At 61.0% G+C, this 25,092-nt stretch carries 27 protein-coding genes; 11 read left to right on the top strand and 16 right to left on the bottom strand.

Translation table 11 applies throughout. The features are described 5' to 3' along the window. Positions 1-37: 37 nt before the first annotated feature. Both O3301_RS11995 and O3301_RS11990 read right to left on the bottom strand, forming a co-directional pair. Positions 38-1,669, bottom strand: a complete 1,632-nt coding sequence (locus O3301_RS11995; RefSeq protein WP_305056476.1) for an NAD(P)/FAD-dependent oxidoreductase — start codon at positions 1,667-1,669, stop codon at positions 38-40. Next, the gene (locus tag O3301_RS11990; protein ID WP_289905979.1) at positions 1,669-3,180 is read right to left on the bottom strand and encodes a polyamine aminopropyltransferase; all 1,512 of its coding nucleotides are present in this window, start codon (positions 3,178-3,180) and stop codon (positions 1,669-1,671) included. Before O3301_RS11990 ends, O3301_RS11995 begins: the two co-directional genes overlap by 1 nt. A 60-nt stretch (positions 3,181-3,240) precedes the next feature. On the opposite strand from O3301_RS11990, the gene O3301_RS11985 reads away from it, so the two are divergent. The 7 genes from O3301_RS11985 to rsgA all read left to right on the top strand — a co-directional run bounded on the left by O3301_RS11985 (position 3,241) and on the right by rsgA (position 8,662). After that, positions 3,241-3,627, top strand: a complete 387-nt coding sequence (locus O3301_RS11985) for a DUF350 domain-containing protein (RefSeq protein WP_034783828.1) — start codon at positions 3,241-3,243, stop codon at positions 3,625-3,627. A gap of 27 nt (positions 3,628-3,654) precedes the next feature. Next, positions 3,655-4,689 (top strand): SPFH domain-containing protein, encoded by a 1,035-nt coding sequence (locus O3301_RS11980; protein WP_305056475.1) that lies wholly within the window; start codon positions 3,655-3,657, stop codon positions 4,687-4,689. Positions 4,690-4,699: 10 nt separating this feature from the next. Next, the gene (locus O3301_RS11975; RefSeq protein ID WP_305056474.1) at positions 4,700-6,163 is read left to right on the top strand and encodes a DUF4178 domain-containing protein; all 1,464 of its coding nucleotides are present in this window, start codon (positions 4,700-4,702) and stop codon (positions 6,161-6,163) included. Then, positions 6,160-6,330 carry a hypothetical protein gene (locus O3301_RS11970; protein ID WP_157814714.1) on the top strand — a complete coding sequence of 57 codons (171 nt, stop codon included), beginning with the start codon at positions 6,160-6,162 and terminating at the stop codon, positions 6,328-6,330. Before O3301_RS11975 ends, O3301_RS11970 begins: the two co-directional genes overlap by 4 nt. Positions 6,331-6,332: 2 nt before the next feature. After that, the gene (gene speD, locus O3301_RS11965; protein ID WP_099665941.1) at positions 6,333-6,704 is read left to right on the top strand and encodes an adenosylmethionine decarboxylase; all 372 of its coding nucleotides are present in this window, start codon (positions 6,333-6,335) and stop codon (positions 6,702-6,704) included. Positions 6,705-6,767: 63 nt separating this feature from the next. Then, positions 6,768-7,319 carry a hypothetical protein gene (locus O3301_RS11960; RefSeq protein WP_305056473.1) on the top strand — a complete coding sequence of 184 codons (552 nt, stop codon included), beginning with the start codon at positions 6,768-6,770 and terminating at the stop codon, positions 7,317-7,319. A 275-nt stretch (positions 7,320-7,594) separates the two neighbouring features. Further along, positions 7,595-8,662, top strand: a complete 1,068-nt coding sequence (gene rsgA / locus O3301_RS11955) for a ribosome small subunit-dependent GTPase A (protein ID WP_305056472.1) — start codon at positions 7,595-7,597, stop codon at positions 8,660-8,662. A gap of 59 nt (positions 8,663-8,721) precedes the next feature. Here rsgA and O3301_RS11950 read toward each other — a convergent pair whose 3' ends face one another. The 13 genes from O3301_RS11950 to mnmG form a co-directional block, all read right to left on the bottom strand. Further along, the gene (locus O3301_RS11950) at positions 8,722-9,141 is read right to left on the bottom strand and encodes a F0F1 ATP synthase subunit epsilon (protein ID WP_077398374.1); all 420 of its coding nucleotides are present in this window, start codon (positions 9,139-9,141) and stop codon (positions 8,722-8,724) included. A 62-nt stretch (positions 9,142-9,203) separates the two neighbouring features. Further along, positions 9,204-10,604 (bottom strand): F0F1 ATP synthase subunit beta, encoded by a 1,401-nt coding sequence (gene atpD, locus O3301_RS11945; protein ID WP_034752705.1) that lies wholly within the window; start codon positions 10,602-10,604, stop codon positions 9,204-9,206. 29 nt (positions 10,605-10,633) lie between these two features. After that, on the bottom strand, positions 10,634-11,509 hold the full coding sequence (atpG, locus tag O3301_RS11940) for a F0F1 ATP synthase subunit gamma (RefSeq protein ID WP_034783836.1): 876 nt from the start codon (positions 11,507-11,509) through the stop codon (positions 10,634-10,636). Between the two features lie 63 nt (positions 11,510-11,572). Beyond that, positions 11,573-13,114 (bottom strand): F0F1 ATP synthase subunit alpha, encoded by a 1,542-nt coding sequence (gene atpA / locus O3301_RS11935; protein ID WP_034752701.1) that lies wholly within the window; start codon positions 13,112-13,114, stop codon positions 11,573-11,575. A gap of 78 nt (positions 13,115-13,192) precedes the next feature. Further along, the gene (locus tag O3301_RS11930; RefSeq protein WP_034752699.1) at positions 13,193-13,738 is read right to left on the bottom strand and encodes a F0F1 ATP synthase subunit delta; all 546 of its coding nucleotides are present in this window, start codon (positions 13,736-13,738) and stop codon (positions 13,193-13,195) included. Positions 13,739-13,740: 2 nt separating this feature from the next. After that, a complete protein-coding gene (locus tag O3301_RS11925; protein ID WP_034752697.1) occupies positions 13,741-14,211 on the bottom strand; it encodes a F0F1 ATP synthase subunit B in 471 nt (156 codons plus the stop codon). Positions 14,212-14,254: 43 nt separating this feature from the next. After that, positions 14,255-14,533 carry a F0F1 ATP synthase subunit C gene (gene atpE, locus O3301_RS11920; protein ID WP_034752695.1) on the bottom strand — a complete coding sequence of 93 codons (279 nt, stop codon included), beginning with the start codon at positions 14,531-14,533 and terminating at the stop codon, positions 14,255-14,257. 59 nt (positions 14,534-14,592) lie between these two features. Continuing rightward, positions 14,593-15,402 (bottom strand): F0F1 ATP synthase subunit A, encoded by an 810-nt coding sequence (gene atpB / locus O3301_RS11915; protein WP_046681851.1) that lies wholly within the window; start codon positions 15,400-15,402, stop codon positions 14,593-14,595. A 51-nt stretch (positions 15,403-15,453) separates the two neighbouring features. Then, complete coding sequence (locus tag O3301_RS11910; protein ID WP_035823464.1) at positions 15,454-15,822, bottom strand: ATP synthase subunit I; 369 nt, start codon at positions 15,820-15,822, stop codon at positions 15,454-15,456. 270 nt (positions 15,823-16,092) lie between these two features. Further along, on the bottom strand, positions 16,093-16,977 hold the full coding sequence (locus O3301_RS11905; RefSeq protein WP_305056471.1) for a ParB/RepB/Spo0J family partition protein: 885 nt from the start codon (positions 16,975-16,977) through the stop codon (positions 16,093-16,095). A 64-nt stretch (positions 16,978-17,041) separates the two neighbouring features. Continuing rightward, a complete protein-coding gene (locus tag O3301_RS11900; RefSeq protein WP_034752687.1) occupies positions 17,042-17,812 on the bottom strand; it encodes a ParA family protein in 771 nt (256 codons plus the stop codon). Positions 17,813-17,970: 158 nt separating this feature from the next. Continuing rightward, positions 17,971-18,615, bottom strand: a complete 645-nt coding sequence (gene rsmG / locus O3301_RS11895) for a 16S rRNA (guanine(527)-N(7))-methyltransferase RsmG (protein ID WP_289899681.1) — start codon at positions 18,613-18,615, stop codon at positions 17,971-17,973. Continuing rightward, on the bottom strand, positions 18,612-20,549 hold the full coding sequence (gene mnmG / locus O3301_RS11890; protein WP_251349586.1) for a tRNA uridine-5-carboxymethylaminomethyl(34) synthesis enzyme MnmG: 1,938 nt from the start codon (positions 20,547-20,549) through the stop codon (positions 18,612-18,614). The genes rsmG and mnmG overlap by 4 nt, the downstream gene beginning before the upstream one ends. A 317-nt stretch (positions 20,550-20,866) precedes the next feature. On the opposite strand from mnmG, the gene sugE reads away from it, so the two are divergent. From sugE to O3301_RS11870, 4 genes are all read left to right on the top strand, one after another. Next, on the top strand, positions 20,867-21,187 hold the full coding sequence (gene sugE / locus O3301_RS11885) for a quaternary ammonium compound efflux SMR transporter SugE (protein WP_305056470.1): 321 nt from the start codon (positions 20,867-20,869) through the stop codon (positions 21,185-21,187). 11 nt (positions 21,188-21,198) lie between these two features. Next, positions 21,199-21,558: an NADH-quinone oxidoreductase subunit A gene (locus O3301_RS11880; RefSeq protein ID WP_099665948.1), complete on the top strand. Its 360-nt coding sequence runs from the start codon at positions 21,199-21,201 to the stop codon at positions 21,556-21,558. After that, the gene (locus tag O3301_RS11875; protein WP_180278653.1) at positions 21,555-21,716 is read left to right on the top strand and encodes a hypothetical protein; all 162 of its coding nucleotides are present in this window, start codon (positions 21,555-21,557) and stop codon (positions 21,714-21,716) included. Before O3301_RS11880 ends, O3301_RS11875 begins: the two co-directional genes overlap by 4 nt. Positions 21,717-21,792: 76 nt before the next feature. Beyond that, positions 21,793-22,950 (top strand): iron-containing alcohol dehydrogenase, encoded by a 1,158-nt coding sequence (locus tag O3301_RS11870; RefSeq protein ID WP_305056469.1) that lies wholly within the window; start codon positions 21,793-21,795, stop codon positions 22,948-22,950. Between the two features lie 58 nt (positions 22,951-23,008). Here O3301_RS11870 and O3301_RS11865 read toward each other — a convergent pair whose 3' ends face one another. Next, positions 23,009-25,069: a 3-hydroxybutyrate oligomer hydrolase family protein gene (locus tag O3301_RS11865; protein ID WP_305056468.1), complete on the bottom strand. Its 2,061-nt coding sequence runs from the start codon at positions 25,067-25,069 to the stop codon at positions 23,009-23,011. Between the last annotated feature and the right edge of the window lie 23 nt (positions 25,070-25,092).

Genomic DNA, 25,092 nt, shown 5'->3' with positions numbered 1-25,092 from the left:
CCTTAGGGGGCTCTGGCCGGCGTTCGCGCCGGCCTTTTTATTTAGCAGCCAGACGCGCCGCCCGGTCCCCCCACCACGCCGCCTCCTCGAACACGGAAAAGCCCGACAAGTCGGCATGCGCAAACAGAATCGCGCCATCGTGCTCGCGCAGCGCCTTCAAGCCCGCATTGCTGCGAAATCCTGGCAACGGTGCCGCCATGGCGTGCCCACGCACGGTGATGTCGACCCGCTCGACGCAGCTGGCAAAGTCACGTCCATACGCCGTCTTCAAATCGACGCTGGCCAGCGCCAGCAATTCCTCCGGCGTAGCCACATCTAACCACTTACGCGCTTCCTGCGGCGTGCGGTCGGACAGGGCCACGTAGGCGCTGAAGACGGTTTTCTCGGGCGGGCGAACGCGGATGTCCTGGTGCGTGGCGACGACATAGCCGAGGCCCGGTTCCTGGTACACCACGTTGTCCCAGCACAGGGGCGCATGCGGCAATTCGTCGGGAAAGCGTTTCAGTAAAAAATTCGCCACCAGCCACGGCGCATACGCGGGCGTATCGCGTTTGAGGTCGAAGCCATAGCTGGCGATGTCGTTGACCACGCGCGCCGCCACATACAAGGGCATGGCGCAGATGACCTTGCGCGCCTTGACCAGGTAGGTGCGCGGCTGGCCGTCGACCAGTTCCAGGCACAGCGCCTCCACGCCCTGCTCCGTCGTCTGCACGGAAACCACCGTGCCTGCATGACGTTGGACACCCGACGCCTGCTCCATGGCCGTGGCGACCGGTTGCATGCCGCCCGGCCAGGTCAGCCAGGCGCCGTTGCCCGCATTGGCTGCCTGTCCCCAGCGGCTGCAGTAGTAATGCAGGCCGGCCCAGGCCGAGACCTGGTCGTAGCGCGTGCCGTAATCGTCGCGGCAGCAGTAATTCAAATACCAGTGCAGGGTGGGCGAGGTATAGCCTTCGCGCTCCATCCACTGCTTCAAGGTGATGCTGTCCAGCGCCTGCCAGGCCGGGTCTTGCGACGACTCCACGGTAGGGAAAACGAAGACGCGTTTGCCGTCGTTGCCATGCGCCTGGCGCAGGCGCCGCACCTCGGCAAAGAAACGCTCGTGTTGCGCCAGTTCTTCGGCAGAAACGCCTTCGGTGGGAATGAAGCCATCCTGCCAGTGGCCGTTGAACAGCAGGCGCTCCTCGGGCGCGTGCAGGATGTAACGCTCGTCGTAAGTCGGCTTTTCCGCCATGGGGTCGCGCTGGATGATACCCAGGTCGAACAGGATCTCGCGCACATGGGTCGATTCGGGCGAAGGCAGCGGCAGATAGTGGCCGCCTGTCGGATAGGCCAGGTCGCCGAACTGCCCACCGGCCGCGTTGCCGTACGGCTGGGGACCATCGATCATGAGGAAGTCCTGGTGACCCAGTTTATTCAAGCGCCAGGCGGCCGTCAGGCCGGCGATACCGGAGCCGAGAATCGCCACGTCGGTGGTGACGGTTGCCGAGGGCGCCGGCAGCGCCGTGCGCTCGCGCAGCAGCTTGCGCAAATAATGCCCCTCGCTGCGGCCCGGATACAGCACCTTCGGCGTGATCTCCTGCCAGCGCAGATACGCGGCGATGCTGCCGATGCCAGCGGCGGCCGCTGCCGTGCCGCCGGCAGCCCACAGCATGAAGGAGCGGCGCTGCATCAGCGGATCACCCGGTTCCAGTCCTGCTCGAATTCATGCACGAGCGACTGGGTATTCAGGCGATTCGGCGCCATCGGCAGCGGCTGCATATCGGGCGGGAAGATGAACATTTCGCGCGTGGTGTCCGCATTCAGGTAGCGCATGGGCAGGCGATAGCTGGTGGGCGGTTTGTAGTCGAGCTGGGGTGAAGCGAGGATAAACCCCCATTCGCCGAACGAGGGCACGTAGGCGTGATAGGGCCAGGTGCGCATGCCCACTTCGCGCAGGGTCGAATTGATGGTCCAGTAGGCGTGCGGCGCAAAGAACGGCGACGTCGATTGCACCACCATCAAGCCCTTGGCGGCCAGGTGTTTTTTCACCAGGTCGTAGAACGGCACCGAATACAGTTTTCCGAGCGCGAAGCTGGACGGATCTGGGAAATCGACGATAGCCGCGTCGAACATGTCGCCGTTGTTGCGCAGCCAGACGGCGGCATCGGCATTGACGACGGTAACCCGCTTGTCCGAGAACGAATTGTTGTTCAGCTTTGCCAGTTCCGGGCGCGTGGTAAACGCGGCCGTCATGGCGGGGTCGAGGTCGACCACGGTGACGTGTTCGATGTGGGGATAACGCAGAATTTCGCGCAGCGCCAGGCCGTCGCCGCCGCCCAGCACCAGCACGCGGCGCGCCCAGGGCAACGCTTCCAGCACAGGGTGCACCAGCGCCTCGTGGTAGCGGTACTCGTCGCGCGAAGAAAACTGCAGGTTGCCGTTGATGTACAGCCGCGTATCGTCCTTCCAGCGCGTGATCACCAGGCGCTGGTAAGGCGTGGTGGTCGAGTACACGATCTGGTCGCCGAACAGGCCGTGCTCGCCCCAGGCCACCATGCGGTCCGACATGGCAAATCCGGCCACCAACACCAGCATCACGGCGCAGGCGCGCAGGAAGCGCCCCGTGAGGTTCTTCAGTTCCGCGCGGAACACCCAGATCGTCCACAGGCCCACGCCCACATTGAGCATGCCGAACAGGAAACCCGTGCGCACCAGGCCCAGGTACGGCGACAGCACCAGCGGAAACAGCAGGGAAACGGCCAGCGCGCCCAGGTAATCGAAGGTCAGCACGCGGCTGACCAGCTCAGAAAACTCCGTCTGGCGCGAGTTCAGGGCGCGCATCACCAGCGGCACTTCCATGCCGACCAGTGCGCCGATCAGGAACACCATCACATACAATAAGGTGCGAAATGGCGCGGCCATCCACGAAAAGGTCATGAACAGGATGGCGGCCGACAGGCCGCCGATCAGGCCCACGGCCAGTTCGATGTCGACGAAACGCGAGAGCACGTCATCGTCCCGTACATACTTGGAAAAGTGAGCGCCTACACCCATGGCAAACAAGTAGCAGCCAATGATCGTGGAAAACTGCAGGATGGAGTCGCCGAGCAGATAGCTGGACATGGCGCCGGCGATCAGCTCATACGCGAGGCCGCAGGAGGCGACCACGAAGACGGACAAAATCAGAATCTTTTTGTTCATGGGGCTTTTTTTTGTTCTAATATGCGTTGACGTTATCAAATACTCATTGTGAGGAATGCCGTGCCCGCCATCCTAAACTATCTGATCCATCTTTTACTGGCCGCCGGGCTGCTGATTGTATTTTTTATCATCTACACGCGCGTCACGCCATATAACGAAGTGCTGCTGATCCGCCAGGGCAATCAGGCCGCGGCCCTGTCGCTGGGCGGCGCCATGCTGGGTTTTTCCGCCACCATCGCCTCGTCCCTGATGCACACGGCCGACTATCAGCAGTTCTTCGCCTGGGCCTTCGGCGCCATGGTGGTGCAATTGCTGGCGTACGTGGTCACCACGCGCCTGCTGCGCATGTCGAAAGACCAGATCGAATCGAACAACAGCGCCTTCGGCGGCCTGCTGGCCGCCATTTCCCTGTCGATCGGCGCCATCAACGCCGCTTGCATTTCCTGACGTTTTACCTCATTCAAGGACACCATCATGAGCCTCGGCAGCTTTATCAAGAAGCAGTTTATCGACGTACTGCAGTGGAACGAAGAGACGGAAGGCGTGCTGGCCTGGCGTTTTCCCATGCAGGATTTCGAGATTCAGAACGGCGCCATCCTGAATGTGCGCGAATCGCAAGTGGCCGTCTTCGTCAATGAAGGCAAGATCGCCGACGTCTTCGGTCCCGGCACGCACAAGCTGACGACGCAAACCCTACCGCTGCTGACCAACCTGAAAAACTGGGACAAGCTGTTCGATTCACCGTTCAAGTCGGACGTGTATTACTTCAGCACCCGCGTGCAGACGGGCCGCAAATGGGGCACGCCGCAGCCGATCACCATCCGCGACAAGGATTTCGACATGATCCGCGTGCGCGCCTTCGGCATGTACTCGTACCGCATCGCCGACGCCCGCACCTTCTTCACCGAGATCAGCGGCACGCGCGAGGTGTATACGCGCGACGAAGTGGAAGATCAATTGCGCGGCATTCTGATGTCGAGCATGGCCAGCTCGCTGGGCGGCGCGAATGTCCCCTTCCTCGACATGGCGGCCAACCAGGCGCTGATGGCGCAGGAAGTCAAGGATGGCCTGGCGCAGGCGTTTTCCCGCTACGGCGTGGGCCTCGATGAATTCAACGTGGCCAGCATCAGCCTGCCCGAGGAATTGCAGGCGGCGCTCGACGAGCGCATCTCGGCCGGCATGAAGGGTGGCCTGGGCGCCGACAAGATGAGCGGTTTTACGAAATTCCAGGTCGCCAATGCGATCCCGCTGGCGGCGCAGAACGAAGGCGGCATGGCAGGCATCGGCGCGGGCCTCGGTGCCGGACTGTCGATCGGCCAGGTGATGGCGCAAAGCATGGGCAATGCGCTGCAGCAGCCCGCCCCGGCACCGGCGGCGCCACCGGCCCCCGCGGAAGAACCGATCGAGGCGCGCCTGGAAAAGCTCAAGGGTCTGCTCGACAAGGGCCTCATTTCGCCGGCCGACTACGACGGCGCCAAGGCTGAACTGCTGAAAAAACTGATCGGCTAAGCGCGACTGCATGCAAACTGTTTCCTGTCCCAGCTGCGGTGCGGAAGTCCACTTCCGCTCGCACGCTTCCGTGCTCGCCGTGTGCGAGTACTGCCACAGCACCATCCTCAAGGACGCCGACTCCGTCAGGGACGTGGGCAAGATGTCGGCCGTCCTGGAAGACTATTCGCCGATCCAGGTCGGCACGGCCGGCGTGCACGACGGCGTGCACTTCACCGTCATCGGGCGCATCCAGCAGCGCTACAGCGCCGGCACGTGGAACGAGTGGTATCTGCTGTTCGACGACGCCAGCACGGCGTGGCTGGGCGACTCGTCCGGCCTGTACACCCTGACGCGCGAACGCAAGACGCAGGACGCCCTGCCCCCCTTTTGCGAGCTGGCGCCGGGCAAACGCTACACGATCTGCGGCGAGCCGTACACGGCGGCCGAGATCCGCAGCGCCGAATGCATCGCCGGCCAGGGAGAATTACCGTTCAAGGTGGGCGCCGGCTGGCGCATCCAGGTGGCGGACTTCCGCAACTACGCCAGCTTTGTCACGCTCGACTACACGGATGGCCCGCAACCCGTCGTCTACCAGGGCGTGGCCGTCACCCTGGACAGTTTGAAGTGCCAGCTGCTGCGCGACGGCGACGCCATCGCCAGGAGCGCTGGCAAGTACCGCGGCAAGCTCGATGCGCTCGACTGCCCGTCCTGCGGCAGCGGCATCCAGTATGTGCCCGGCGCTGCAGCGCAGCTGGTGTGTCCCGCCTGCCATGCGCAGCTCGACGCCAGCGGTCCGGAAGCGCAGGTGCTAGCCATCGGCAAGCAGGTGCACGAGAACGCCGACATCACGCTGGAGCTGGGCGCCAGTGCGAAGATCAGCAATGTGGATTTCACGGTGATCGGCATGATGCGCCGCGCCGACGATGAAGGCAGCGAGTGGAACGAATACCTGCTGTACAACGCGCGCGCCGGCTTCTTCTGGCTGGTCGAGACGGACGACGGCTGGTCGCGCTCGAACGTGCTGCCGAACTGGCCCAACTGGGCGTCGCTGGACGCCGATACCTGCACGCTCGATGGCGCCACCTACCGCAAACTGTATGACTACGGCTCGCAGGTCGTGTACGCGGCGGGCGCCTTCAACTGGAAGGTGGCCGTCGGAGACAGCACGCGCGTGTTTGAATTCAAGCAAGGGCAGACCAAACTGGCGGCAGAGCTCACCGGCGAGGAAATGACCTGGTCGCGCTCCGCGCCCGTCGCCCATGACCAGATGGCCGCCTGGTTCGGCGCCGCCTTCCATGGCGACGCCAACGTGCAGAATATCCAGCTCAGTCATCGCGGCATCGCCAAGGTCTTCATCGTCATCGTGCTGGTCTTGAATGCGATCCCCATGTTTGTCTCGTTCTCCAGCACCCTGATGTGGAGTTTGCTGGGCTGCCTGGCGCTGTTCCTGCCGGCCGCTTTTCTCGACAAGAATGCAAAGAATCCCCCATGAGTAAATACGTGATCTACGCCCTGATGGTGACCTTCAGTGTCACCGCCGCCAACTGGGTGCGCATGTTCAAGGTGGCCGGCAGTAGCAGCGGCAGCAGCTGGAGTTCGCGCACGGGCAGCGGCGGCGGCAGCTATGGCGGCGGCTCCAGCGGCGGCAGCCACAAGTAAGCATGGCAGCCACACCGCATCTGCCCTTGGGCACCCATTTGCTGGCCGATCTGTCCGGCGTCGGGCCGGAACGCCTGCGCGATTGCGCCGCGCTCGAGCGCCTGTTGCGCGACGCGGCCGTCGCGGCCGGCGCCCAGGTGCTGCACAGCCATTTCCACAGCTTTGGCGCGGGCCAGGGCGTCACGGGCGTGGTGCTGCTGGCCGAATCGCACATCTCCATCCACACCTGGCCGGAATGCGGCTTTGCCGCCGTCGACATCTTCATGTGCGGCGCGGCCCGGCCGCAACTGGCGCTGGACGCCATCAAGGATGCGTTGCAGGCGGCGCACTGCCAGCTGCAATCGGTGCGGCGCGCGCCACCCGGGCATTCCTAGCGCCGCTGGTGGATCGCGGGGGGATCGCTTACACTGTCGGCTCATATCCCAACCGTGACTCCCATGCGCCGTTCCGCCCTCCTTGCCCTGCCCCTGCTGCTGGTTTCAGCCTGCAACGACTACACGGCGCCCAGCCTGTACCAGGCCACCACGCCCGAGTGCAAGACGTGGACGGAGGGTTCACGCTTCGAGCTGCCGCGCGGTATCAGCGTGTATGCCACACCGCCTGTCACCCTGAAGGATGGCGGCACCGAGCTGGCCCTGATTTTTACTCTTCCCATCGGCACGCAAGCCAGTTTTACGCGCCTGTCCTTCCTGCTGGAAGAACCGAAACAGCAGCCCTTCGCCGAAGCCAAGGTGCTGACCATCTACCAGCGCGGCATGAACCGCAAGGCGGAAATCGTCGACGTCATCGAGCAGCTGCCCATCATGTTTTCCGCCGTCGGTTCGAGCGCCGAAACCCAGTGGCGCCTGCGCCTGCAACTGCCGCGCCAGCTGCCGCAGCGCTTTGATTTATCCATGCCCGACATGCTCGTCGCCGGCAAGCGCTACCCCGTGCGCACCTTTACGTACCGCTATTTCCCCGAGCGCAGCGCCTACGGCATGTGCAGCTGAACCACGCCATCCATTGACGGCGGCGCGTGCCGCTGGCACACTGGCGTTTTCCCTCACACAACAGGAGTAGACAACATGCGCCATTCGGATACTGCCGTGCTGTCGGCTGCCTGATCACGGTCTTTCCCCGCTAAGACCCTTAGCCCGCAATTGCCCATACGCGTGATCGCGTAGCCGACTTCCCTTTCTTTCGTGCCAGTCATAACGACTGGCGGTGCCTGCACGCGCAGGCTTCACGTCCGCACGCGGACGACAGAATTTGGAATCACGCTACCATGATCGCATTCGATTTTGCGCAACTACGCCTTATCGGGCTGCAGCAGGCCATCGCCGGCGCAGCCACCCAACTCGACTTATCGTCCCCTGCCGCACAACTGCTGCGCGTGAGCGCCGTCCACCGCGACAGCATTCTCGTGCACGACGGCAGCCGGGAACACCCGGCGCAGGTACTGCCGCGCCTGTTGCACGAGCTGCTGGCGCAAGACACCATCCTCACGGTCGGCGACTGGGTCACCGCCGAACACGATGCTCACGGCACGCTATGGATAACGGCGCACTTATCCCCAGTCACGCAAATCGCCCGGCGCGGCAACGACGGCCGGCGGCAAGTGCTCGCCAGCAATGTCGATACGGCCCTGCTGGTAATGGGACTGGACGGGGATTTCAACCCACGCCGGCTGGAGCGCTATCTGGCCATCGTGCTGGCGGCCCAGGTCAGCCCCGTGGTGGTGCTGAGCAAGGCCGACGTGGCCGACGACGTGCAGGGCAAGCTGGCGCAGCTCAAACAGCGCCTGCCGTCCCACGTGCCCCTGTTTGCCATCGACACGCGCCATGCGTATGACGTATCCATCCTGGAGCCGTGGCTGGGTGCCGGCCAGACCTTGGTGCTGCTCGGTTCATCGGGCGCCGGCAAGTCCAGCCTGACCAATACCCTGTCTGCGGCGCAACAGGCAACCAACGGCGTGCGCCATGGCGACGGCCGTGGCCGGCATACGACGACGGCGCGCTCGCTGCACCTGTGCGCCAGCGGCGCCTGCATCATCGATACGCCGGGCTTGCGAAGCTGGCAGGCCGACGCCGATGCGCAGACCCTGGCGGCCACATTTGACGACATCGCGGCGCTCGCCTCGACGTGCCAGTTCCGCGACTGCCAGCACGCCAGCGAACCAGGCTGCCAGGTGCGCGGCGCCGTCGATGCGGATCGGCTGCGCAATTATCACAAGCTGCTGCGCGACGCCCGGCGCGGCGAGGAAACGCCGCTCGAGCGCATCGCCGCGCGCGCCAGGTGGAAGACGATCTTGAAGGCGGGGCAGGAAAGGAGCAGGCAGAAGCGCCAGGAATAACCGTCAAAGCATAAAAAAAGGCAGCCCGAAGGCTGCCTTTCTTGTTGCTGGCTCGCTGATTACAGCTTGCGCAGCTTCTGGATCGCTGCCAGCTGCGCAATCGCGCTGGCCAGCTCGGCTTGCGCTTGCGCGTAGTCGATGCCCGAATCCTTGTTGTGGATATTTTCTTCCGCCAACTTTTTCGCTTCCAGCGCTTTCGCTTCGTCGAGGTCGTGACCGCGGATGGCGGTATCGGCCAGGACGGTCACGGTATCCGGTTGCACTTCCAGCAGGCCGCCGGCAACGAAGACGAACTCTTCTTCAGCCTGGCCGACTACCTTGATGCGGACCGCGCCCGGACGGATGCGGGTAATCAAAGGCGTGTGGCGTGGGTAGATACCCAGCTCGCCCTGTTCACCCGGCAACGCGACGAATTCTGCTTCGCCTGAAAAAATCAGTTCTTCAGCGGAAACCACGTCAACGTGAATTGTGTGTGCCATGTGTGTCCTATCGGGTTGAAGAACCCCGCCGTGTAACGGGCGGGGTTAGGCCCAGACTTAACTTAGTTAAGTTTCTTGGCTTTTTCGATTGCTTCTTCGATCGTGCCGACCATGTAGAACGCTTGTTCCGGCAGGTGATCGAGTTCGCCCGAAGCGATCATTTTGAAGCCCTTGATCGTGTCTTTGAGCGAAACGTATTTACCCGGCGCGCCGGTAAAGACTTCAGCGACGTGGAAAGGCTGCGACAGGAAACGCTGCATCTTACGTGCGCGGGCGACCAGCAGTTTGTCTTCCGGTGCCAGCTCGTCCATACCCAGAATCGCGATAATGTCGCGCAATTCCTTGTAGCGTTGCAGGGTCGTTTGCACGGCACGCGCGGTGTCGTAGTGCTCTTGACCAACGATCAACGGATCCAGCTGACGCGAGGTCGAATCCAGTGGGTCCACGGCTGGGTAGATACCCAGGGAAGCGATGTCACGCGACAGCGCAACGGTCGAATCCAAGTGAGCAAACGTGGTAGCAGGCGACGGATCGGTGTAATCATCGGCTGGAACGTAGACGGCCTGGATCGAGGTGATCGAACCGGTCTTGGTCGACGTGATACGCTCTTGCAGACGGCCCATTTCTTCCGCCAGGGTCGGTTGGTAACCCACAGCCGATGGCATACGGCCCAGCAGTGCCGATACTTCGGTACCGGCCAGCGTGAAGCGGTAGATGTTGTCGACGAAGAACAGAACGTCCTTGCCTTCATCACGGAACGATTCAGCGATCGTCAGGCCGGTCAGCGCAACGCGCAGACGGTTACCTGGCGGTTCATTCATCTGACCGTAGACCATCGCCACTTTGGAGTTCTCTGGGTTTTCCAGATCGACCACTTTCGCGTCAGCCATCTCGTGGTAGAAGTCGTTACCTTCACGGGTACGCTCACCAACGCCGGCGAACACGGACACGCCGCTGTGTGCCTTGGCGATGTTGTTAATCAGTTCCATCATGTTCACGGTCTTGCCTACGCCAGCGCCGCCGAACAGACCAACTTTACCGCCTTTTGCAAACGGGCAAACCAGATCGATCACCTTGATGCCGGTTTCCAGCAGTTCTTGCGATGGCGACAGTTCGTCGTATGCAGGAGCGGTGCGGTGGATCGACGCGATCTGCTCGTGCGACACAGGGCCGCATTCGTCGATCGGGTTGCCCAGCACGTCCATGATGCGACCCAGGGTTGCTTTACCGACTGGCACCATGATAGGTTTGCCGGTGTTCTGGATCATCATGCCGCGACGCAGGCCATCGGACGAGCCGAGTGCAATGGTACGGACAATGCCGTCGCCCAACTGCTGTTGTACTTCCAGGGTCAGTTCCGAGCCTGCCATCTTCAAGGCATCAAATACCTTAGGCATCGCGTTGCGGGGAAACTCAACGTCCACCACAGCGCCGATACACTGAACGATTTTGCCATCAGCCATGTTCGTTCCTTCAATATAGTTAAATTCGTTTAAACCGCAGCCGCACCGGCGACGATTTCGGAGAGTTCTTTGGTAATCGCAGCTTGACGGGTCTTGTTGTAGATCAGCTTCAATTCGCCGATCACACTACCCGCGTTGTCGCTTGCAGCTTTCATCGCGACCATCCGTGCCGATTGCTCGGACGCCAGATTCTCCGCGACTGCCTGGTACACCAGCGCTTCTACATAGCGCTCCAGCAATTCGTCGATCACGCTTTGCGCGTCCGGCTCGTAGATGTAATCCCACGAGTGGGCACCCTTGTCGGCGACCATCTTGTCGGCCGTCAGGGGCAGCAATTGCTCCACGACTGGTTCCTGTTTCATCGTGTTGATGAATTTGGTGTAGCACAGGTACACTGCATCGATCTTGCCTGCCTGGAACTCTTCGAGCATGACCTTGACGGGTCCGATCAGTTTGTCCAGGTGGGGCGTATCACCGGTTTGAATGGCGTGCGCAATGATCTTGACGCCGATGCGATTCAAAAAACCCAAACCCTTGTTACCGATGGCAACTGCTTCAACCCGGTTGCCAGCTGCTTCCAGCTCGCGCGACTTCGACGTCACCTGGCGCAGGATGTTGGTGTTCATGCCGCCGCACAGACCCTTGTCGGTCGTGACAACGATGAAACCCACTGCCTTCGCTTGCGTGCCCTGGGCAGCTGCCAGGAACGGGTGCGTGTATTCCGGATTGGCGGTCGCCAGATTGGCGGCGATATTCCGAATCTTGTCACTGTAGGGACGGGCGGCCCGCATCCGGTCTTGCGCCTTGCGCATTTTGGACGCGGCGACCATTTCCATCGCCTTGGTGATCTTCTTCGTATTCTCTACGCTCTTGATCTTGCCTCGTATCTCTTTGCTTGATGCCATGAGTCCTTACTCCTTCTGCGCGTAGGGCGGCGCCTCACTCAAAGGTGGGCGCCGCCTGGCCGCTTAATATGCGCCGGATTTCTTGAAATCAGCAATGGCCGCCGACAGAGTTGCTTCGCTGTCTTTGTCGAGTTGCTTGGTTTCTTCGATCTTGGCCAGCAGAGCAGCTTGCTTGGTCTTCATGTAAGCGTGGACACCAGCTTCGAACGACAGCACTTGCTTGACTGGCACGTCGTCCATGAAGCCTTTGTTCACCGAGAACAGCGATACGGCCATCAGCGAGATCGACAGTGGCGAGTATTGGGCTTGCTTCAGCAATTCCGTTACGCGCGCGCCGCGGTCCAGCTGCTTGCGGGTCGATTCATCCAGGTCCGAAGCGAACTGCGCAAACGCGGCCAGTTCACGGTACTGCGCCAAGTCGGTACGGATACCGCCGGACAGGTTTTTGATGACCTTGGTCTGGGCGGCGCCACCGACGCGCGATACGGAAATACCGGCGTTAATTGCAGGACGGATACCAGCGTTGAACAGCGAGGTTTCCAGGAAGATCTGACCGTCGGTAATCGAAATCACGTTGGTTGGAACGAATGCGGACACGTCGCCAGCTTGCGTTTCAATGATCGGCAGTGCCGTCAGGGAACCGGTCTTGCCTTTGACAGCGCCGTCGGTGAACTTCTCGACATAGTCGGCGTTCACGCGTGCTGCGCGTTCCAGCAGGCGGCTGTGCAGGTAGAACACGTCGCCTGGGTACGCTTCGCGACCTGGTGGACGGCGCAGCAGCAGCGAGATTTGACGGTATGCAACAGCTTGTTTGGACAGATCATCGTAGACGATCAGTGCATCTTCACCGCGGTCACGGAAGTATTCGCCCATGGCGCAACCGGAGTACGGCGAGATGTATTGCATGGCGGCCGATTCCGAAGCGGAAGCGGCGACAACAATGGTGTATTCCATCGCGCCGTGCTGTTCCAGCGAGCGCACGATGTTCTTGATCGACGAGGCTTTTTGGCCAATCGCGACGTAGATACACTTCATGCCCTGGCCTTTTTGATTGATGATCGCATCAATCGCCACAGCCGACTTGCCGGTTTGACGGTCGCCGATGATCAGTTCGCGCTGGCCGCGGCCAACTGGAACCATCGCATCGATCGATTTCAGGCCGGTTTGCATTGGTTGCGAAACGGATTCACGGGCGATCACGCCCGGGGCGATTTTTTCAATCGCGGCCGTCAGTTTGGTCTCGATGGCGCCTTTGCCGTCGATCGGCTGACCCAGCGCGTTGACAACGCGGCCGAGCAGCTCAGGACCGACTGGCACTTCCAGAATGCGGCCGGTGCATTTCACCGTGTCGCCTTCGGAGATGTGCTCGTAGGCACCCAGAATCACGGAACCGACGGAGTCGCGTTCCAGATTCATGGCCAGGCCAAACGTGTTGCCTGGGAATTCCAGCATCTCGCCTTGCATCACGTCCGACAAACCGTGGATGCGGCAGATACCGTCGGCGACGGAAATAACCGTGCCTTGATTACGCACTTCAGCGCCGCCGTCAAGACCTTGGATCCGGCTCTTGATCAACTCGCTGATTTCAGATGGGTTGAGTTGCATACTAACTCCTAAAAGTGTTTCTCTCAGCTTGCGCGAGGGGTAAGGGTCTGTCTAAGCTGGCCTGCCGAAGCGCGTGTCTTACGACACCAGTGCAGCGTGCAGTTGCTGCAGCTTGGCGCGCACCGAGGTGTCGAGCACTTGGTCGCCAACAACCACGCGCACGCCGCCGAGCAGCGATGGATCCACTGTGACGGCAGGGTTGAGCTTACGACTGAATTTCTTTTCCAGCGTTGCGACCAGCTCGGCCGTTTGGCCTTCGCTCAGATCGAAAGCGCTCGTGATCTCGGCGTCAGCCGCACCTTCCAGGCCATTTTTCAAGGCATGGAATTGCGCGCCGATTTCCGGCAGCAGGCTGATGCGGCCATTTTCGATCAACATCGTGACGAAGTTTTTCACTTCCTCATTGAGCGGCGATTTCAACAACGACAGGATGGTGGCGGCGACGTCGCTTTCCGAAACTTTCGGATTGCGCGCGTACGCCTGTACCTCGGGGTGGCTACCGATCTGTGCCAGTTCGGACACCAGTTCGGACCACGCCGCGAGGTTGCTTGACTCCTTACCAGCTTGGGCTACGCGGAACAAAGCTTCCGCGTAGGGACGGGCGACGGTTGCGAGTTCTGCCATGATTACAGCTCGACAGCAAGACGCTGCAACATTTCGGCGTGAGCCGTAGCGTTTACTTCACGCTTCAAGATCTGCTCGGCACCCTTGACAGCCAGGTCAGCCACCTGAGCGCGCAATTGTTCGCGTGCTTTCGACAGTTGCTGTTCGGCGTCCGACTGGGCTTGCGCAATGATACGCGCAGCTTCAGCTTGTGCATTTTGCTTGATCTCTTCAGCAACCAGCTGCGCGCGCTTTTCAGCGTCCGCAACGCGTTGCGACGCTTCTTCACGTGCACTGTTCAATGCCTCTTGCGCACGCTTTTCAGCGACAGCCATCGAAGCTTGACCTTGATCGGCCGCAGCCAATCCATCCGCGATTCGTTTGGCACGCTCATCCAGCGCGTTGTTCAGCGCTGGAAATACGAACTTCATCGAGAACCAGACCAACACCGCGAAGGTGATCATCTGGCCGATGAGCGACATATTGATGTCCATACCTTTGCTCCTAACTAAAAGTTTCTCCTAGGGTTGGAGCGAATTACTGAGCAACAGCCGTCAGAGCGGACAGGAACGGGTTAGCGAACGTGTACAGCAGAGCAACACCAACGCCGATCATCGAGATAGCATCCAGCAGACCAGCGATAACGAACAGTTTGGTTTGCAGTTGTGGCATCAGTTCTGGTTGACGTGCCGAAGCTTCCAGGAATTTGCCACCCAAGATAGCGAAGCCCAGAGCGGTGCCGATTGCGGCCAGGCCGATGATGATTGCTGCTGCCAGAACGGTCATGCTTTGTACTTGTGCGATCAGAGCTTGCATAAAATTCTCCTAAATTTAAAAACGAAAGATACTAAAAAAACAAAATATAAAGTTAATGATTAATGTTTCTCAACCGCAAGGCTCAGATACACAACCGTCAACGCCATAAACACAAAAGCTTGCAAAGTTACAATCAAGATATGGAAAATTGCCCATGGACCACCCAACGCCCACTGTGCCCACCAAGGCAACAACGCGATCAAGATGAAAATCAGTTCGCCGGCATACATATTGCCGAACAGTCGCAGCGACAGGGAGATCAGTTTTGCAACCAGCTCAACCATTTGCAGCAGGAAATTGACAGGTGCCAGGGCGATCGTGCCGATCAGGCCGCTCGCATGGAACGGTGCCGTGAACAGTTCCTTGATCCAGCCGCCCAGGCCCTTGGCCTTGATCGAGAAAGCGATCACGCACAGCACGACCGACAGCGACATGGCGAAGGTGTGGTTGACGTCGGCGGTCGGCACGGCGCGCAGTTTATGCACGCCAAACCAGCTCAGAATCTTCGGCAACAGGTCAACCGGCAGGAAGTCCATCGCGTTGAGCAACCAGACCCACACAAAAATAGTGATGGCCAGCGGCGCGATGACCTTGCTTTTCGCGTGGAAGGCCCCATTAATAGTGTCATTGACGATTTCCATGACCATTTCGACGAAGTTTTGCAACTTGCCAGGGACACCAGCCGTCGCGCGGCGCGACGCCATATAGAAAACAGCCAGGAAAACAAAGCCCAGAATGGCCGAAATCCAGAACGTATCCAGATTGATCATGCCGTCGGCACTTCTCAGGTGGGCCAGATGGTGACTGATGTATTCTGTGGCGTTGGCCGGGGCAGCATGGCCCGCTTCAATAGCGTGTTCTGTGGTCATAATGAATTTAGATTTGTCGTTTCAGAGCTCAACAGGCCCCAAAACCAATGATTAAACAGCGAGCAATGAAAACCAGTATGCTAAGGTTGCCACCGCGAAACCCAAGATCAGCCATAACCAGGCGGCCGACTGAAACAACACCAGTGCCAATATAAACAGCACCGCTGTGATAAATATTTTCACCACTTCTGCGCGCAAATGCGCCCGGAATGCCTTATTGGCGTCGCTAGAACCGCGAACCACCAACAGGGCATACACCAGGCTACCGATGACTGCGATAGCGCCGCCGTATGCGGCGGACCAGCCTCTGACATTGCCACCGAAAAACAGGGTGACCGTGGCAAAGCTGATAGCGATTGCTAGCTGCAATGCAACTACTTTGTAGACTGGCTTGGCAATACTTTGTTGTGAATCACTCAATTGCCAAGTTCCCAGAAAAATCTACACACGCAAAGACACGGGATTATAGTTGGCTTTGATCTATAGAGTCAAACGTTGCTGCACCGCAGCAGGGCAATTGCTGCGTGAAACTGACGCTTTACCGACTATTCGCCGCCTTTTGCACCACTATATGGCAAAGTCGCTTGTCTGGCCGCTTCCAGCCGTGTTATCAAGGAATCACGTGGTGCATCTGGAAAGCATGGCCGGATCGTCCACATCCGCATGGCCCCTGTCTTTGCAGCTTGCTATTTAACCACGCAAGCGGGTCAACAAACCATCGAGCACGTCAAGATCGGCAAAATCAATCACCAATTGGCCACGGCCCTTGTTGCCCATCTTGAACACCACGGGCGTGGCCAGCGCATCGGACAGCTCTTCTTCCAGGCGCGCGATGTCGCCGGACTTTTCCTTCTGCCGCGGTTCGACCGGGTTGGCCGCTTCCTCGACCGTGCGCGTGACGAGCTTTTCCGTTTCACGCACGGACAGGCGCTTGGCCACGACCTGGTTCGCCAGAGTGATCTGGCTGGCCGCATCGACGGCCAGCAGCGCGCGCGCATGGCCCATGTCGATATCGCCGGCCATCAGCATGGTCTGCACGGGATTGGCCAGGTTCATCAAACGCAACAGGTTCGACACGGCGCTGCGCGAGCGTCCCAGCGCAGTGGCCGCTTGCTCATGCGTAAAACTGAAGTCGGCGATCAGGCGGTGGATGCCCTGCGCCTCTTCCAGCGGATTCAAGTCTTCGCGCTGGATATTCTCGATCAGCGCCATGGCGGCGGCGGCCAGATCGTCCACGTCGCGCACCAGCACCGGCACTTCCGTCAGGCCCGCCAGTTGCGAGGCGCGGAAACGGCGTTCGCCGGCGATGATTTCATATTTGATAACGCCGCTCAGGGTGTCTTGCCCGATCGGCCGCACCAGGATCGGCTGCATCAGCCCCTGCGCCTTGATCGAGGCGGCCAGTTCATTCAGGGCCCCCTCGTCCATGCGCGTGCGCGGCTGGTATTTGCCGGCTTGCATTTGCGACACGGGCAAGTTCGACGGTTGATTCGTGTCCGGACCGGCAAAGTCGCCGCCGCCGCCCAACAGGGCGTCGAGTCCGCGACCCAGTCCTTTTAATTTTTTCGTAGCCATGCTGTCCTAATCGTGTTTTCAGAGTAAGCGCTTACATCACAATGTGCAGGCGCTCGCCCCTTGTTTACATATGTTTGATACGTTCGACCATCTCGGCGCCGAAGGCGATATACGCCTGGGCACCTTTCGAGCTGGGGTCGAAGGTCACGCCGGGCAAGCCGTACGATGGCGCTTCGGCCAGGCGGACATTGCGCGGGATGATGGTATTGAATACCTTGTCGCCGAAGTGCTGCTCCAGCTGCGCCGACACTTGTTGCGATAATGTCATGCGTGGATCGAACATCACGCGCAACAGGCCGATGATCTTCAAATCCGGGTTCAGATTGGCATGCACCTTCTTGATGGTATTGACCAGGTCGGACAAACCTTCCAGCGCGTAGTACTCGCACTGCATCGGGATGATCACGCCATGCGCGGCGCACAGGCCGTTCAGGGTCAGCATCGATAATGCCGGTGGGCAATCTACTAATATGAAGTCGTACTCGCCGTCCACTTCGGCCAGCGCATCCTTCAGGCGGCGTTCGCGGTTGTCCAGTTCGACCATCTCCACTTCCGCACCGGCCAGCTCGCGGTTCGACGGCAAGACATCGAAGCGCCCCGCTTCCGAACGCTGGCGTGCCGTCTTGACATCGGATTCGCCCAGCATCACTTCATAGGTCGACGCCTTCAGGCCGGCCTTGTTGATGCCGGCGCCCATGGTCGCGTTGCCCTGCGGGTCGAGGTCGACCAGCAGCACGCGCTGGTTCAACTTGGCCAGACCGGCGGAGAGGTTGACGCTTGTTGTGGTTTTACCAACACCACCCTTTTGATTTGCTACACAAAAAATTTTGGCCATGTATCTTCTAGTTGTAAAGAGATGCAAACTTCATCGTGCGCCCCGGCATCCGGCCGAAACGATTTATATTATTTATTTCGTTTATACGATATAAATCATTTATATCGTTTATACCGTATAAACTGTTTATATGATTTATACCGTTTAATTTCCGGTTTTTAAATTCTTGCTATAAAGACCAGGTGACGCTCTGCATTTAGCCCTGGCACCTGGATAGGCCGCAATTCCGTCACTTGCCAGTCTGCCGGCAGTCTCTCACGCTCATCTGGCGGTGCCACCCCTTTCAAGGCGATGAATTGCCCGCCCTCGGCCAGCACGTGGTTCGACCAGTTGACGAAGTCGGACAGGTCGGCAAAGGCGCGCGAGGTGATCACGTCGAATTTCTGCTGCACTTCCAGCTGTTCCACGCGTTTCGTGTACACGGTCACGTTGGCGAGGCCCAGTTCGGCCTTCACTTGCGTCAGGAATGCCGTCTTTTTATGCACCGTGTCGATCATCGACACCTTCACATCGGGCCGCGCGATGGCCAGCACCATGCCCGGCAAGCCGCCGCCGGCGCCCACGTCGAGCACGTTTTTCGCCTGCGCGAAGGCCGGCACGGCGGCCAGCGAATCGAGCACGTGCAGGGTCAGCATCTGCAGCGGATCGCGCACCGACGTCAGGTTGTACACGCTGTTCCATTTGGCCAGCAAGGCCAGGTAATCGAGCAGTTTTTCCGTCTGATCCGCGCTCAGGTCCAGCCCCAGCGCGGCGATGCCTTCATTCAAAATCTGGGCCAATGCGGCCCGGTCAAACTGCTTCATTCAACAACCTCGTCCTTTAAAGTGGTGGTCTGCGCGGCACCGAAGCCGCGCTTTTTCAGGTGGACCAGCAGCAGCGAAATCGCCGCCGGCGTCACGCCGGAAATGCGCGAAGCCTGGCCCAGGGTTTCCGGGCGCTGCTTGTCGAGTTTTTGCCGCACTTCGACGGACAGCGCGCCGATGTCCAGGTAGTTGAAACCCTCTGGCAAGGCCAGGTTTTCATAGTGTTCGTGGCGCTCGATTTCCTTGCTCTGGCGCTCGATGTAGCCCGCGTATTTGAGCTGGATTTCCACCTGCTCGCGCACGGCCGCGTCTTCCACGCCGGGGCCGGCCAGGGCCTGGCCTTCGATGCCCGTCATGCTCATCAGGGTGTCGTAGGCGACGTTCGGACGGCGCAGCAAGTCCGCCAGCGAATACTCGCGCTCGATGGCCTGGCCGACGATGCGTTCCGATTCGGCGGCCGCCAGGATGCGCGGGTTGACCCACGTGGAACGCAGGCGCTCCAGTTCGCGCGCCACCGCTTCGCGCTTCGTTTCAAACGCCTGCCATTGGGCGTCGCCCACGCAGCCCAGGGCGCGGCCGATTTCCGTCAGGCGCATGTCGGCATTGTCTTCGCGCAGGCTCAAACGGTACTCGGCGCGGCTGGTGAACATGCGGTACGGTTCCTGCACGCCCTGCGTGATCAGATCGTCGACCAGCACGCCCAGATAGGCCTCGGAGCGGCCCGGTACCCAGGCTTCCTTGTCCTGCGTCAGCAAGGCCGCATTCAGGCCCGCCAGCATGCCTTGCGCAGCCGCTTCCTCGTAGCCCGTGGTGCCGTTGATCTGGCCGGCGAAGAACAGGCCGGCGACGGCCTTCGTTTCCAGCGAGGCCTTCAAGCCGCGCGGGTCGAAATAATCGTATTCGATGGCATAGCCGGGACGCAGGATGTGCGCGTTTTCCATGCCCTTCATCGATTGCACCAGGGCGATCTGCACGTCGAACGGCAGGCTCGTGGAGATGCCGTTCGGATAGAACTCATGCGTCGTCAAGCCTTCCGGCTCGAGGAAGATCTGGTGCGATTCCTTGCCCGAGAAACGGTGGATCTTGTCTTCGATCGAGGGGCAATAGCGGGGCCCCACGCCTTCGATCACGCCCGTATACATGGGGCTGCGGTCCAGGCCGGCACGGATGATGTCGTGCGTCTGGCTATTCGTGTGCGTGACCCAGCATGGCACCTGGCGCGGGTGCATGGCCGTATTGCCCATGACGGAAAAGACGGGCACGGGATCGAGGTCGCCCGGCTGCTCTTGCATCACGGAAAAGTCGATCGTACGGCCATCGATGCGCGGCGGCGTGCCCGTTTTCAGGCGCCCCTGCGGCAGTTTCAGCTCTTTCAGGCGGGCCGACAGCGAGATGGCGGGCGGGTCGCCGGCGCGGCCGGCCGAGTAGTTATTCAAGCCCACGTGGATCTTGCCGTCGAGGAAGGTTCCAGCCGTCAGCACCACGGCGCGCGCGAGAAACTTCAAGCCGATCTGCGTCACGGCGCCGACGACGCGGTCGCCTTCGACGATCAGGTCATCGACGGCTTGCTGGAACAGCCACAGGTTAGTCTGGTTTTCCAGGCGCGTACGGATGGCGGCCTTGTACAAAATACGGTCGGCCTGGGCGCGCGTGGCGCGGACTGCCGGGCCTTTCGAGGAATTCAGGATGCGGAACTGGATGCCGGACTCGTCGGTGGCGATCGCCATCGCGCCGCCCATGGCATCGACTTCCTTGACCAGGTGGCCCTTGCCGATGCCACCGATGGAAGGGTTGCACGACATCTGGCCCAGTGTCTCAATATTATGCGTGAGCAATAGCGTCTTCTGCCCCATGCGGGCGGAAGCGAGGGCCGCCTCGGTACCGGCGTGACCACCACCGACAACGATGACGTCGAATTCTGTAGGAAATAACATGATAAATAGGTAACAGTGCAAGTAAAAATGCGGGATGAGAGCTCCGATTATAGAGTCTTTTTGCAAGCGCAACCTTGCGCAGCGCATTTTTTGCTTAATTTTTACTCAGCAGGGGCCAGTCAACGACGATTTCTGTTTCACGTGGAACACGCAACGTGGTCAGGCAGAGGGCTGCGGTGGTGTGAAATGTTTGCTACAATTGCCGCATCGTCCGTCAACGTGACCACGCCAGTGGCCAGCGGGACGATCATCCAGGAGGACGGCCTCCCCCATCATGGGAACACACCGGGACGGCCCGCTCTGTATAAGGAGCCGCCATGGCCTGGATACTGTTACTCATTGCCGGCGTATTTGAAGTCGTGTGGGCATACTCGATGAAACTCTCCGAGGGTTTCACCAAACTCACTCCCTCCGTTGTCACCATCGTCATGATGATCGCCAGCTTCGGCTTGCTGTCGCTTGCCATGCGCACCCTGCCCCTGGGCACGGCCTACACGATCTGGACGGGTATCGGCGCCGTCGGCGCCTTCATCGTCGGCATCGTCTTTCTGGGCGAGCAAGTCAACACCATGCGCGTGTGCGCCGCCGTCCTCATCGTGTGCGGCATCGTGCTGATGAAACTGTCGTCCAGCCACTGAGAGGAATTCCCATGCTCCTCGAAAACTATTTTCCCGTCCTCCTGTTCATTCTGATCGGCATCCTCGTCGGCATCGTGCCCATGCTGCTGGGCCGCACGCTGGGTCCGCACAAGCCGGACCCGCAAAAACTGTCGCCGTACGAATGCGGCTTCGAAGCATTCGGCGATGCGCGCATGAAGTTCGACATCCGCTTCTACCTGGTGGCCATCCTGTTCATCCTGTTCGATATCGAGGTGATCTTCCTGATGCCCTGGGCGGCCAACGTCAATGAACTGGGCTTGCATGGTTTCTGGGCCGTCATGGGTTTCCTGGGCGTACTGACCATCGGCCTGGCCTATGAATGGAAACGCGGCGCGCTGGAGTGGGAATGAGCAAGCTGCTGTTGCTCAACCTGCTGATGGGTGCCGGCCTGGCCTATGCGGCCGTGCGCGAGTATCGGCAAGATGCGCGCACGTTCCGCGTGCTGGCGGCCGTCTCCAGCCTGTCGTTGCTCGTGAGCCTGGGGCTTGCCAGCCAGCTGCAAGACTAAACGGTTCCACGTGAAACATGCGCGGCGCGGGAAAGCGGAGTAAGCTTGGCTTCTATCCTTGCCGCCAGGAGTCTGCATGCCCGCCTTCCAGTTCCGCACCGTGCCGCACCTGATCGTTGAACCGGGCGCCGCCGCCCAGCTGGGCGCGCATATCGCCCACCACTTCCCCACCGTCCGCCGCGCCCTGCTCGTCACCGATGCAGGGTTTCTGCGCACGGGACTGGCCGATGCCCCTCTGCACAGCTTGCGCACGGCGGGCATCGACACCCATGTTTTTTCCGACGTGCAAGCCGATCCGCCCGAAGCCATCGTGCTGGCAGGCGTGGCCCAGGCCCGGATGTTTCACGTGGAACTGATTATCGGCCTCGGTGGCGGCAGCTCGCTGGACGTGGCCAAGCTGATCGCCGTGCTGGTCCCCGGCCACCAGGAGCTGGCCCAACTGTATGGCATCGGCAATGTCCACGGCCAGCGCCTGCCCCTGGTGCAATTGCCGACCACGGCGGGCACGGGCTCGGAAGTGACGCACATCGCCATCGTCACCACGGGCGCCACCAGCAAGATGGGCGTGGTCGCGCCGCAACTGTATGCGGACCTGGCCATCCTCGACGCCAGCCTGACCCTGGGCTTGCCGCCCGCCGTGACGGCCGCCACCGGCATCGATGCCATGGTGCATGCGATCGAAGCGTACACCAGCCGCCTGCTGAAAAATCCCTTGTCCGACATGCTGGCCAGCCAGGCGCTGTCGCTGCTGTCCGGCAATCTGCTCACGGCCTGCCGCGATGGCAGCCACTTGCCGGCGCGCCAAGCCATGCTGCTGGGCGCCATGCTGGCCGGCCAGGCGTTTGCCAACGCCCCCGTGGCCGCCGTGCATGCGCTCGCCTATCCCATCGGCGGCCTGTTCCACGTGCCACATGGCCTGTCGAATGCGCTGGTGCTGCCGCACGTGCTGCGCTTTAATCTGTTGCACGCGGCGCCCCTGTACGCGCAACTGGCAGCCATCGTGCAGCCCGGCATTACGGGCAGCGACGAGGCGCGGGCGAACGCCCTGATCGACGCCATGCAGGCAATTGCCTCGGCCACGGGCATCGCGCGCACCCTGCGCGAGGTGGGCATCGCGGCCAGCGACCTGGACCGGCTGGCCGATGAAGCCATGCTGCAGACGCGCTTGCTGGGCAACAATCCCCGTCCCGTTACGCGCAGCGATGCGCGCGCCATCTATGCGGCCGCGCTGTAAAGCCATACGAAAAAAGCCACGCATGGCGCGTGGCTAGCCTTGCACCCACAAGCAGCCGCTAGTTGGGAATATCCACCACCGTGCCCGTCACGCTGATGACATTGCCGGCCGCCGGCGTTGCCGCAATGGCCGGTACGTTGACATTCGTGATCAGGGTCGACGCATCGGCGCGCGTCACCGTGCGCACCACCTGCGATGGCGGCAAGGCTTGCTTGGCGTTCAAGTGCGCATACATGGCGTCCAGCGCGCGGTTCAGGTACACGTGCAGCGGTACGATCAGGGTCGGCAAGGCGCTGCTGAAGGAATCGAAGTGGTTCGCGTTGGTCACCTCGATATAGCGCAGGCGGCTATTCGTCCCTTCCACCGCTGCGTTCAGCCCCAGATAGGCGCGCGAGGCGTGATTGACGGGAATCAAGGTGTCGCTGCGGCCATGCACGATGAGGGCCGGTTTGCCATTGAGTTTGCCCGTCGCCTGCACCTCGGCCATGCCTGCCCGTACGCGCACGCTTTGCGCGGCCAGCGTACCCTGCAAGTTGGCGTTGCTGACGGCATCGCGTCCCGTCGCCAGGCTGCGCAGGCACAGGAAGCCGTCGAGCGACTGGTCCGCCAGGCTGCTCGACGGCGAGACGCCGGCCGTGTACACCCTGGCGCCGCCCACGCTGTTCTCGTACACGACATTGCCCACGATGCCGCTCTGCGCGGCAAAGCTGACAGCCTTTTGCGCCGAAGTGAACGCGACCGGATTGCCGCTGAGATCCGTCTGCGCAAACGTGAAACCGCACACTTTATCGGTCACGGAGAATTTGCCGTAGGCATACGCATACGTGACGGCCACGAGGATATTCGTGCCCGCGTGCGCCGCCTGCAGCGGATCGGAGTCAAGCAGCCAGCCATACGCGCGCAAGCGCTGTTTCGCGTCCGCCTGCTGCGCCGCCAGGTCGGTGCCGTTCAGCAAGCCCTTGGTCACCAGCGCCGTGCAGCGTCCCGCATTGCCCGCCACGGAAGCGATGCACGGCTGGTACAGGGCGGCGTAGGTCGCATAGTCGAACAGCGCGCGGCCGGGATTGACGACCACCGCCCCGCCCTGGCGCACGCTATAGGCAGTCGATGGCGCCGGCTGGACTTGCGGCTCGCTGGCCGCCACGCCGCCGATCAAGCCCTTGCTATCCTGTTCCGCCGCCAGCAAGGCCGAGCCGGCGCCGTTGGAAATGCTGGAGGCAATCGTGATGGTGTTCTTCGGCGTCAGCCGCACGACGCGCGAACTGCCGTCGCGGGCCAGCACGCCATAGCGTTCGTTCAACACGTAATACGCCATCTCGATGGCCTGCAGGGTGACCTTGCCCCAATCCTTCTCGGGATTCTGTTGCGAATGCGCATGCTTGAAGGCGATGCGGTTCGGGTTGGCGCCAGCCCAGGCCAGCCGGTCGGCATCGCTCAAGTCCGGCGCGAAGAGCGCGTTCTTGCCGGCGGCCACCCTGCCCGCGCGCACGCCGTTCTGCAGGTTGACGCTGTCATCTTCAAACACATACAAGCCCGTGCCGGAGCCCTTGTCGGCATACGCCACGGCGCAACCCTTTTTCAGCCCCCATTCGCCCGAGCTGCCGATGGCGCCGTAAATGCCGCGCGAGCCGCTGGACGTGCCCGTGACGATGCAGGCATGGTCCGGGTCGAAGCTGGCCGGCACCTGCACCATCAGGGTGACATTCTTCTTGCCCGTGCCATCGTCGGCATACGCGATGTATTCGCTGCCGGCGATCAGGCCCTCGCCCGTGCCCACGGTCCCGGACGCATCCACGTTCGGTCCGTACAAGGTGCCGTAGCCGCTGTTAGCGGCAATGTCGAGCACGGCGCGGTAATTGGCGTAGATCGCATTGCGGCGCAATTCGACCGGTGTCGGCTGTTCCATATTCGCGTACGCGGGCGTCGCACCGGCCAGCCCCGTCTTGCCCAGGCCGGCCGTGAGCAAATCGTTCGTCTTGCCGTCGTAATCGGTCCGCGTGATGGTGCCCAGGTAGCCGGGTATCTGGTTCCGTTCTTCCGGTGCATGATTGCTGCCGCAGGCTGCCAACGCCAGCAGGGTGCACAGGCTGCTCCCCGCGCGCGTGATCGTCGTTTGCATGGTGGTTCTCTCCGTTAAGGTAA

The organism is Janthinobacterium sp. SUN211 (assembly GCF_030587315.1).
In the GTDB taxonomy this organism is placed as follows: domain Bacteria; phylum Pseudomonadota; class Gammaproteobacteria; order Burkholderiales; family Burkholderiaceae_D; genus Janthinobacterium; species Janthinobacterium kumbetense.
The sequence above is the reverse complement of the archived record's forward strand: the minus strand, read 5'-3'. Positions and strand labels throughout refer to the sequence as shown.

Coding starts and splice junctions, on each gene's coding strand:
- atpA (WP_034752701.1), bottom strand. CDS start 13,114: ATGCAACTCAACCCATCTGAAATCAGCGAGTTGATCAAGAGCCGGATC.
- O3301_RS11900 (WP_034752687.1), bottom strand. CDS start 17,812: ATGGCCAAAATTTTTTGTGTAGCAAATCAAAAGGGTGGTGTTGGTAAA.
- O3301_RS11950 (WP_077398374.1), bottom strand. CDS start 9,141: ATGGCACACACAATTCACGTTGACGTGGTTTCCGCTGAAGAACTGATT.
- O3301_RS11970 (WP_157814714.1), top strand. CDS start 6,160: ATGAGTAAATACGTGATCTACGCCCTGATGGTGACCTTCAGTGTCACC.
- O3301_RS11990 (WP_289905979.1), bottom strand. CDS start 3,180: ATGAACAAAAAGATTCTGATTTTGTCCGTCTTCGTGGTCGCCTCCTGC.
- O3301_RS11870 (WP_305056469.1), top strand. CDS start 21,793: ATGCCCGCCTTCCAGTTCCGCACCGTGCCGCACCTGATCGTTGAACCG.
- O3301_RS11925 (WP_034752697.1), bottom strand. CDS start 14,211: ATGGACATCAATATGTCGCTCATCGGCCAGATGATCACCTTCGCGGTG.
- atpG (WP_034783836.1), bottom strand. CDS start 11,509: ATGGCATCAAGCAAAGAGATACGAGGCAAGATCAAGAGCGTAGAGAAT.
- O3301_RS11880 (WP_099665948.1), top strand. CDS start 21,199: ATGCTCCTCGAAAACTATTTTCCCGTCCTCCTGTTCATTCTGATCGGC.
- mnmG (WP_251349586.1), bottom strand. CDS start 20,549: ATGTTATTTCCTACAGAATTCGACGTCATCGTTGTCGGTGGTGGTCAC.
- O3301_RS11995 (WP_305056476.1), bottom strand. CDS start 1,669: ATGCAGCGCCGCTCCTTCATGCTGTGGGCTGCCGGCGGCACGGCAGCG.
- atpE (WP_034752695.1), bottom strand. CDS start 14,533: ATGCAAGCTCTGATCGCACAAGTACAAAGCATGACCGTTCTGGCAGCA.
- O3301_RS11975 (WP_305056474.1), top strand. CDS start 4,700: ATGCAAACTGTTTCCTGTCCCAGCTGCGGTGCGGAAGTCCACTTCCGC.
- atpD (WP_034752705.1), bottom strand. CDS start 10,604: ATGGCTGATGGCAAAATCGTTCAGTGTATCGGCGCTGTGGTGGACGTT.
- O3301_RS11875 (WP_180278653.1), top strand. CDS start 21,555: ATGAGCAAGCTGCTGTTGCTCAACCTGCTGATGGGTGCCGGCCTGGCC.
- O3301_RS11905 (WP_305056471.1), bottom strand. CDS start 16,977: ATGGCTACGAAAAAATTAAAAGGACTGGGTCGCGGACTCGACGCCCTG.
- sugE (WP_305056470.1), top strand. CDS start 20,867: ATGGCCTGGATACTGTTACTCATTGCCGGCGTATTTGAAGTCGTGTGG.
- O3301_RS11930 (WP_034752699.1), bottom strand. CDS start 13,738: ATGGCAGAACTCGCAACCGTCGCCCGTCCCTACGCGGAAGCTTTGTTC.
- rsgA (WP_305056472.1), top strand. CDS start 7,595: ATGATCGCATTCGATTTTGCGCAACTACGCCTTATCGGGCTGCAGCAG.
- speD (WP_099665941.1), top strand. CDS start 6,333: ATGGCAGCCACACCGCATCTGCCCTTGGGCACCCATTTGCTGGCCGAT.
- rsmG (WP_289899681.1), bottom strand. CDS start 18,615: ATGAAGCAGTTTGACCGGGCCGCATTGGCCCAGATTTTGAATGAAGGC.
- O3301_RS11960 (WP_305056473.1), top strand. CDS start 6,768: ATGCGCCGTTCCGCCCTCCTTGCCCTGCCCCTGCTGCTGGTTTCAGCC.
- O3301_RS11980 (WP_305056475.1), top strand. CDS start 3,655: ATGAGCCTCGGCAGCTTTATCAAGAAGCAGTTTATCGACGTACTGCAG.
- O3301_RS11865 (WP_305056468.1), bottom strand. CDS start 25,069: ATGCAAACGACGATCACGCGCGCGGGGAGCAGCCTGTGCACCCTGCTG.
- atpB (WP_046681851.1), bottom strand. CDS start 15,402: ATGACCACAGAACACGCTATTGAAGCGGGCCATGCTGCCCCGGCCAAC.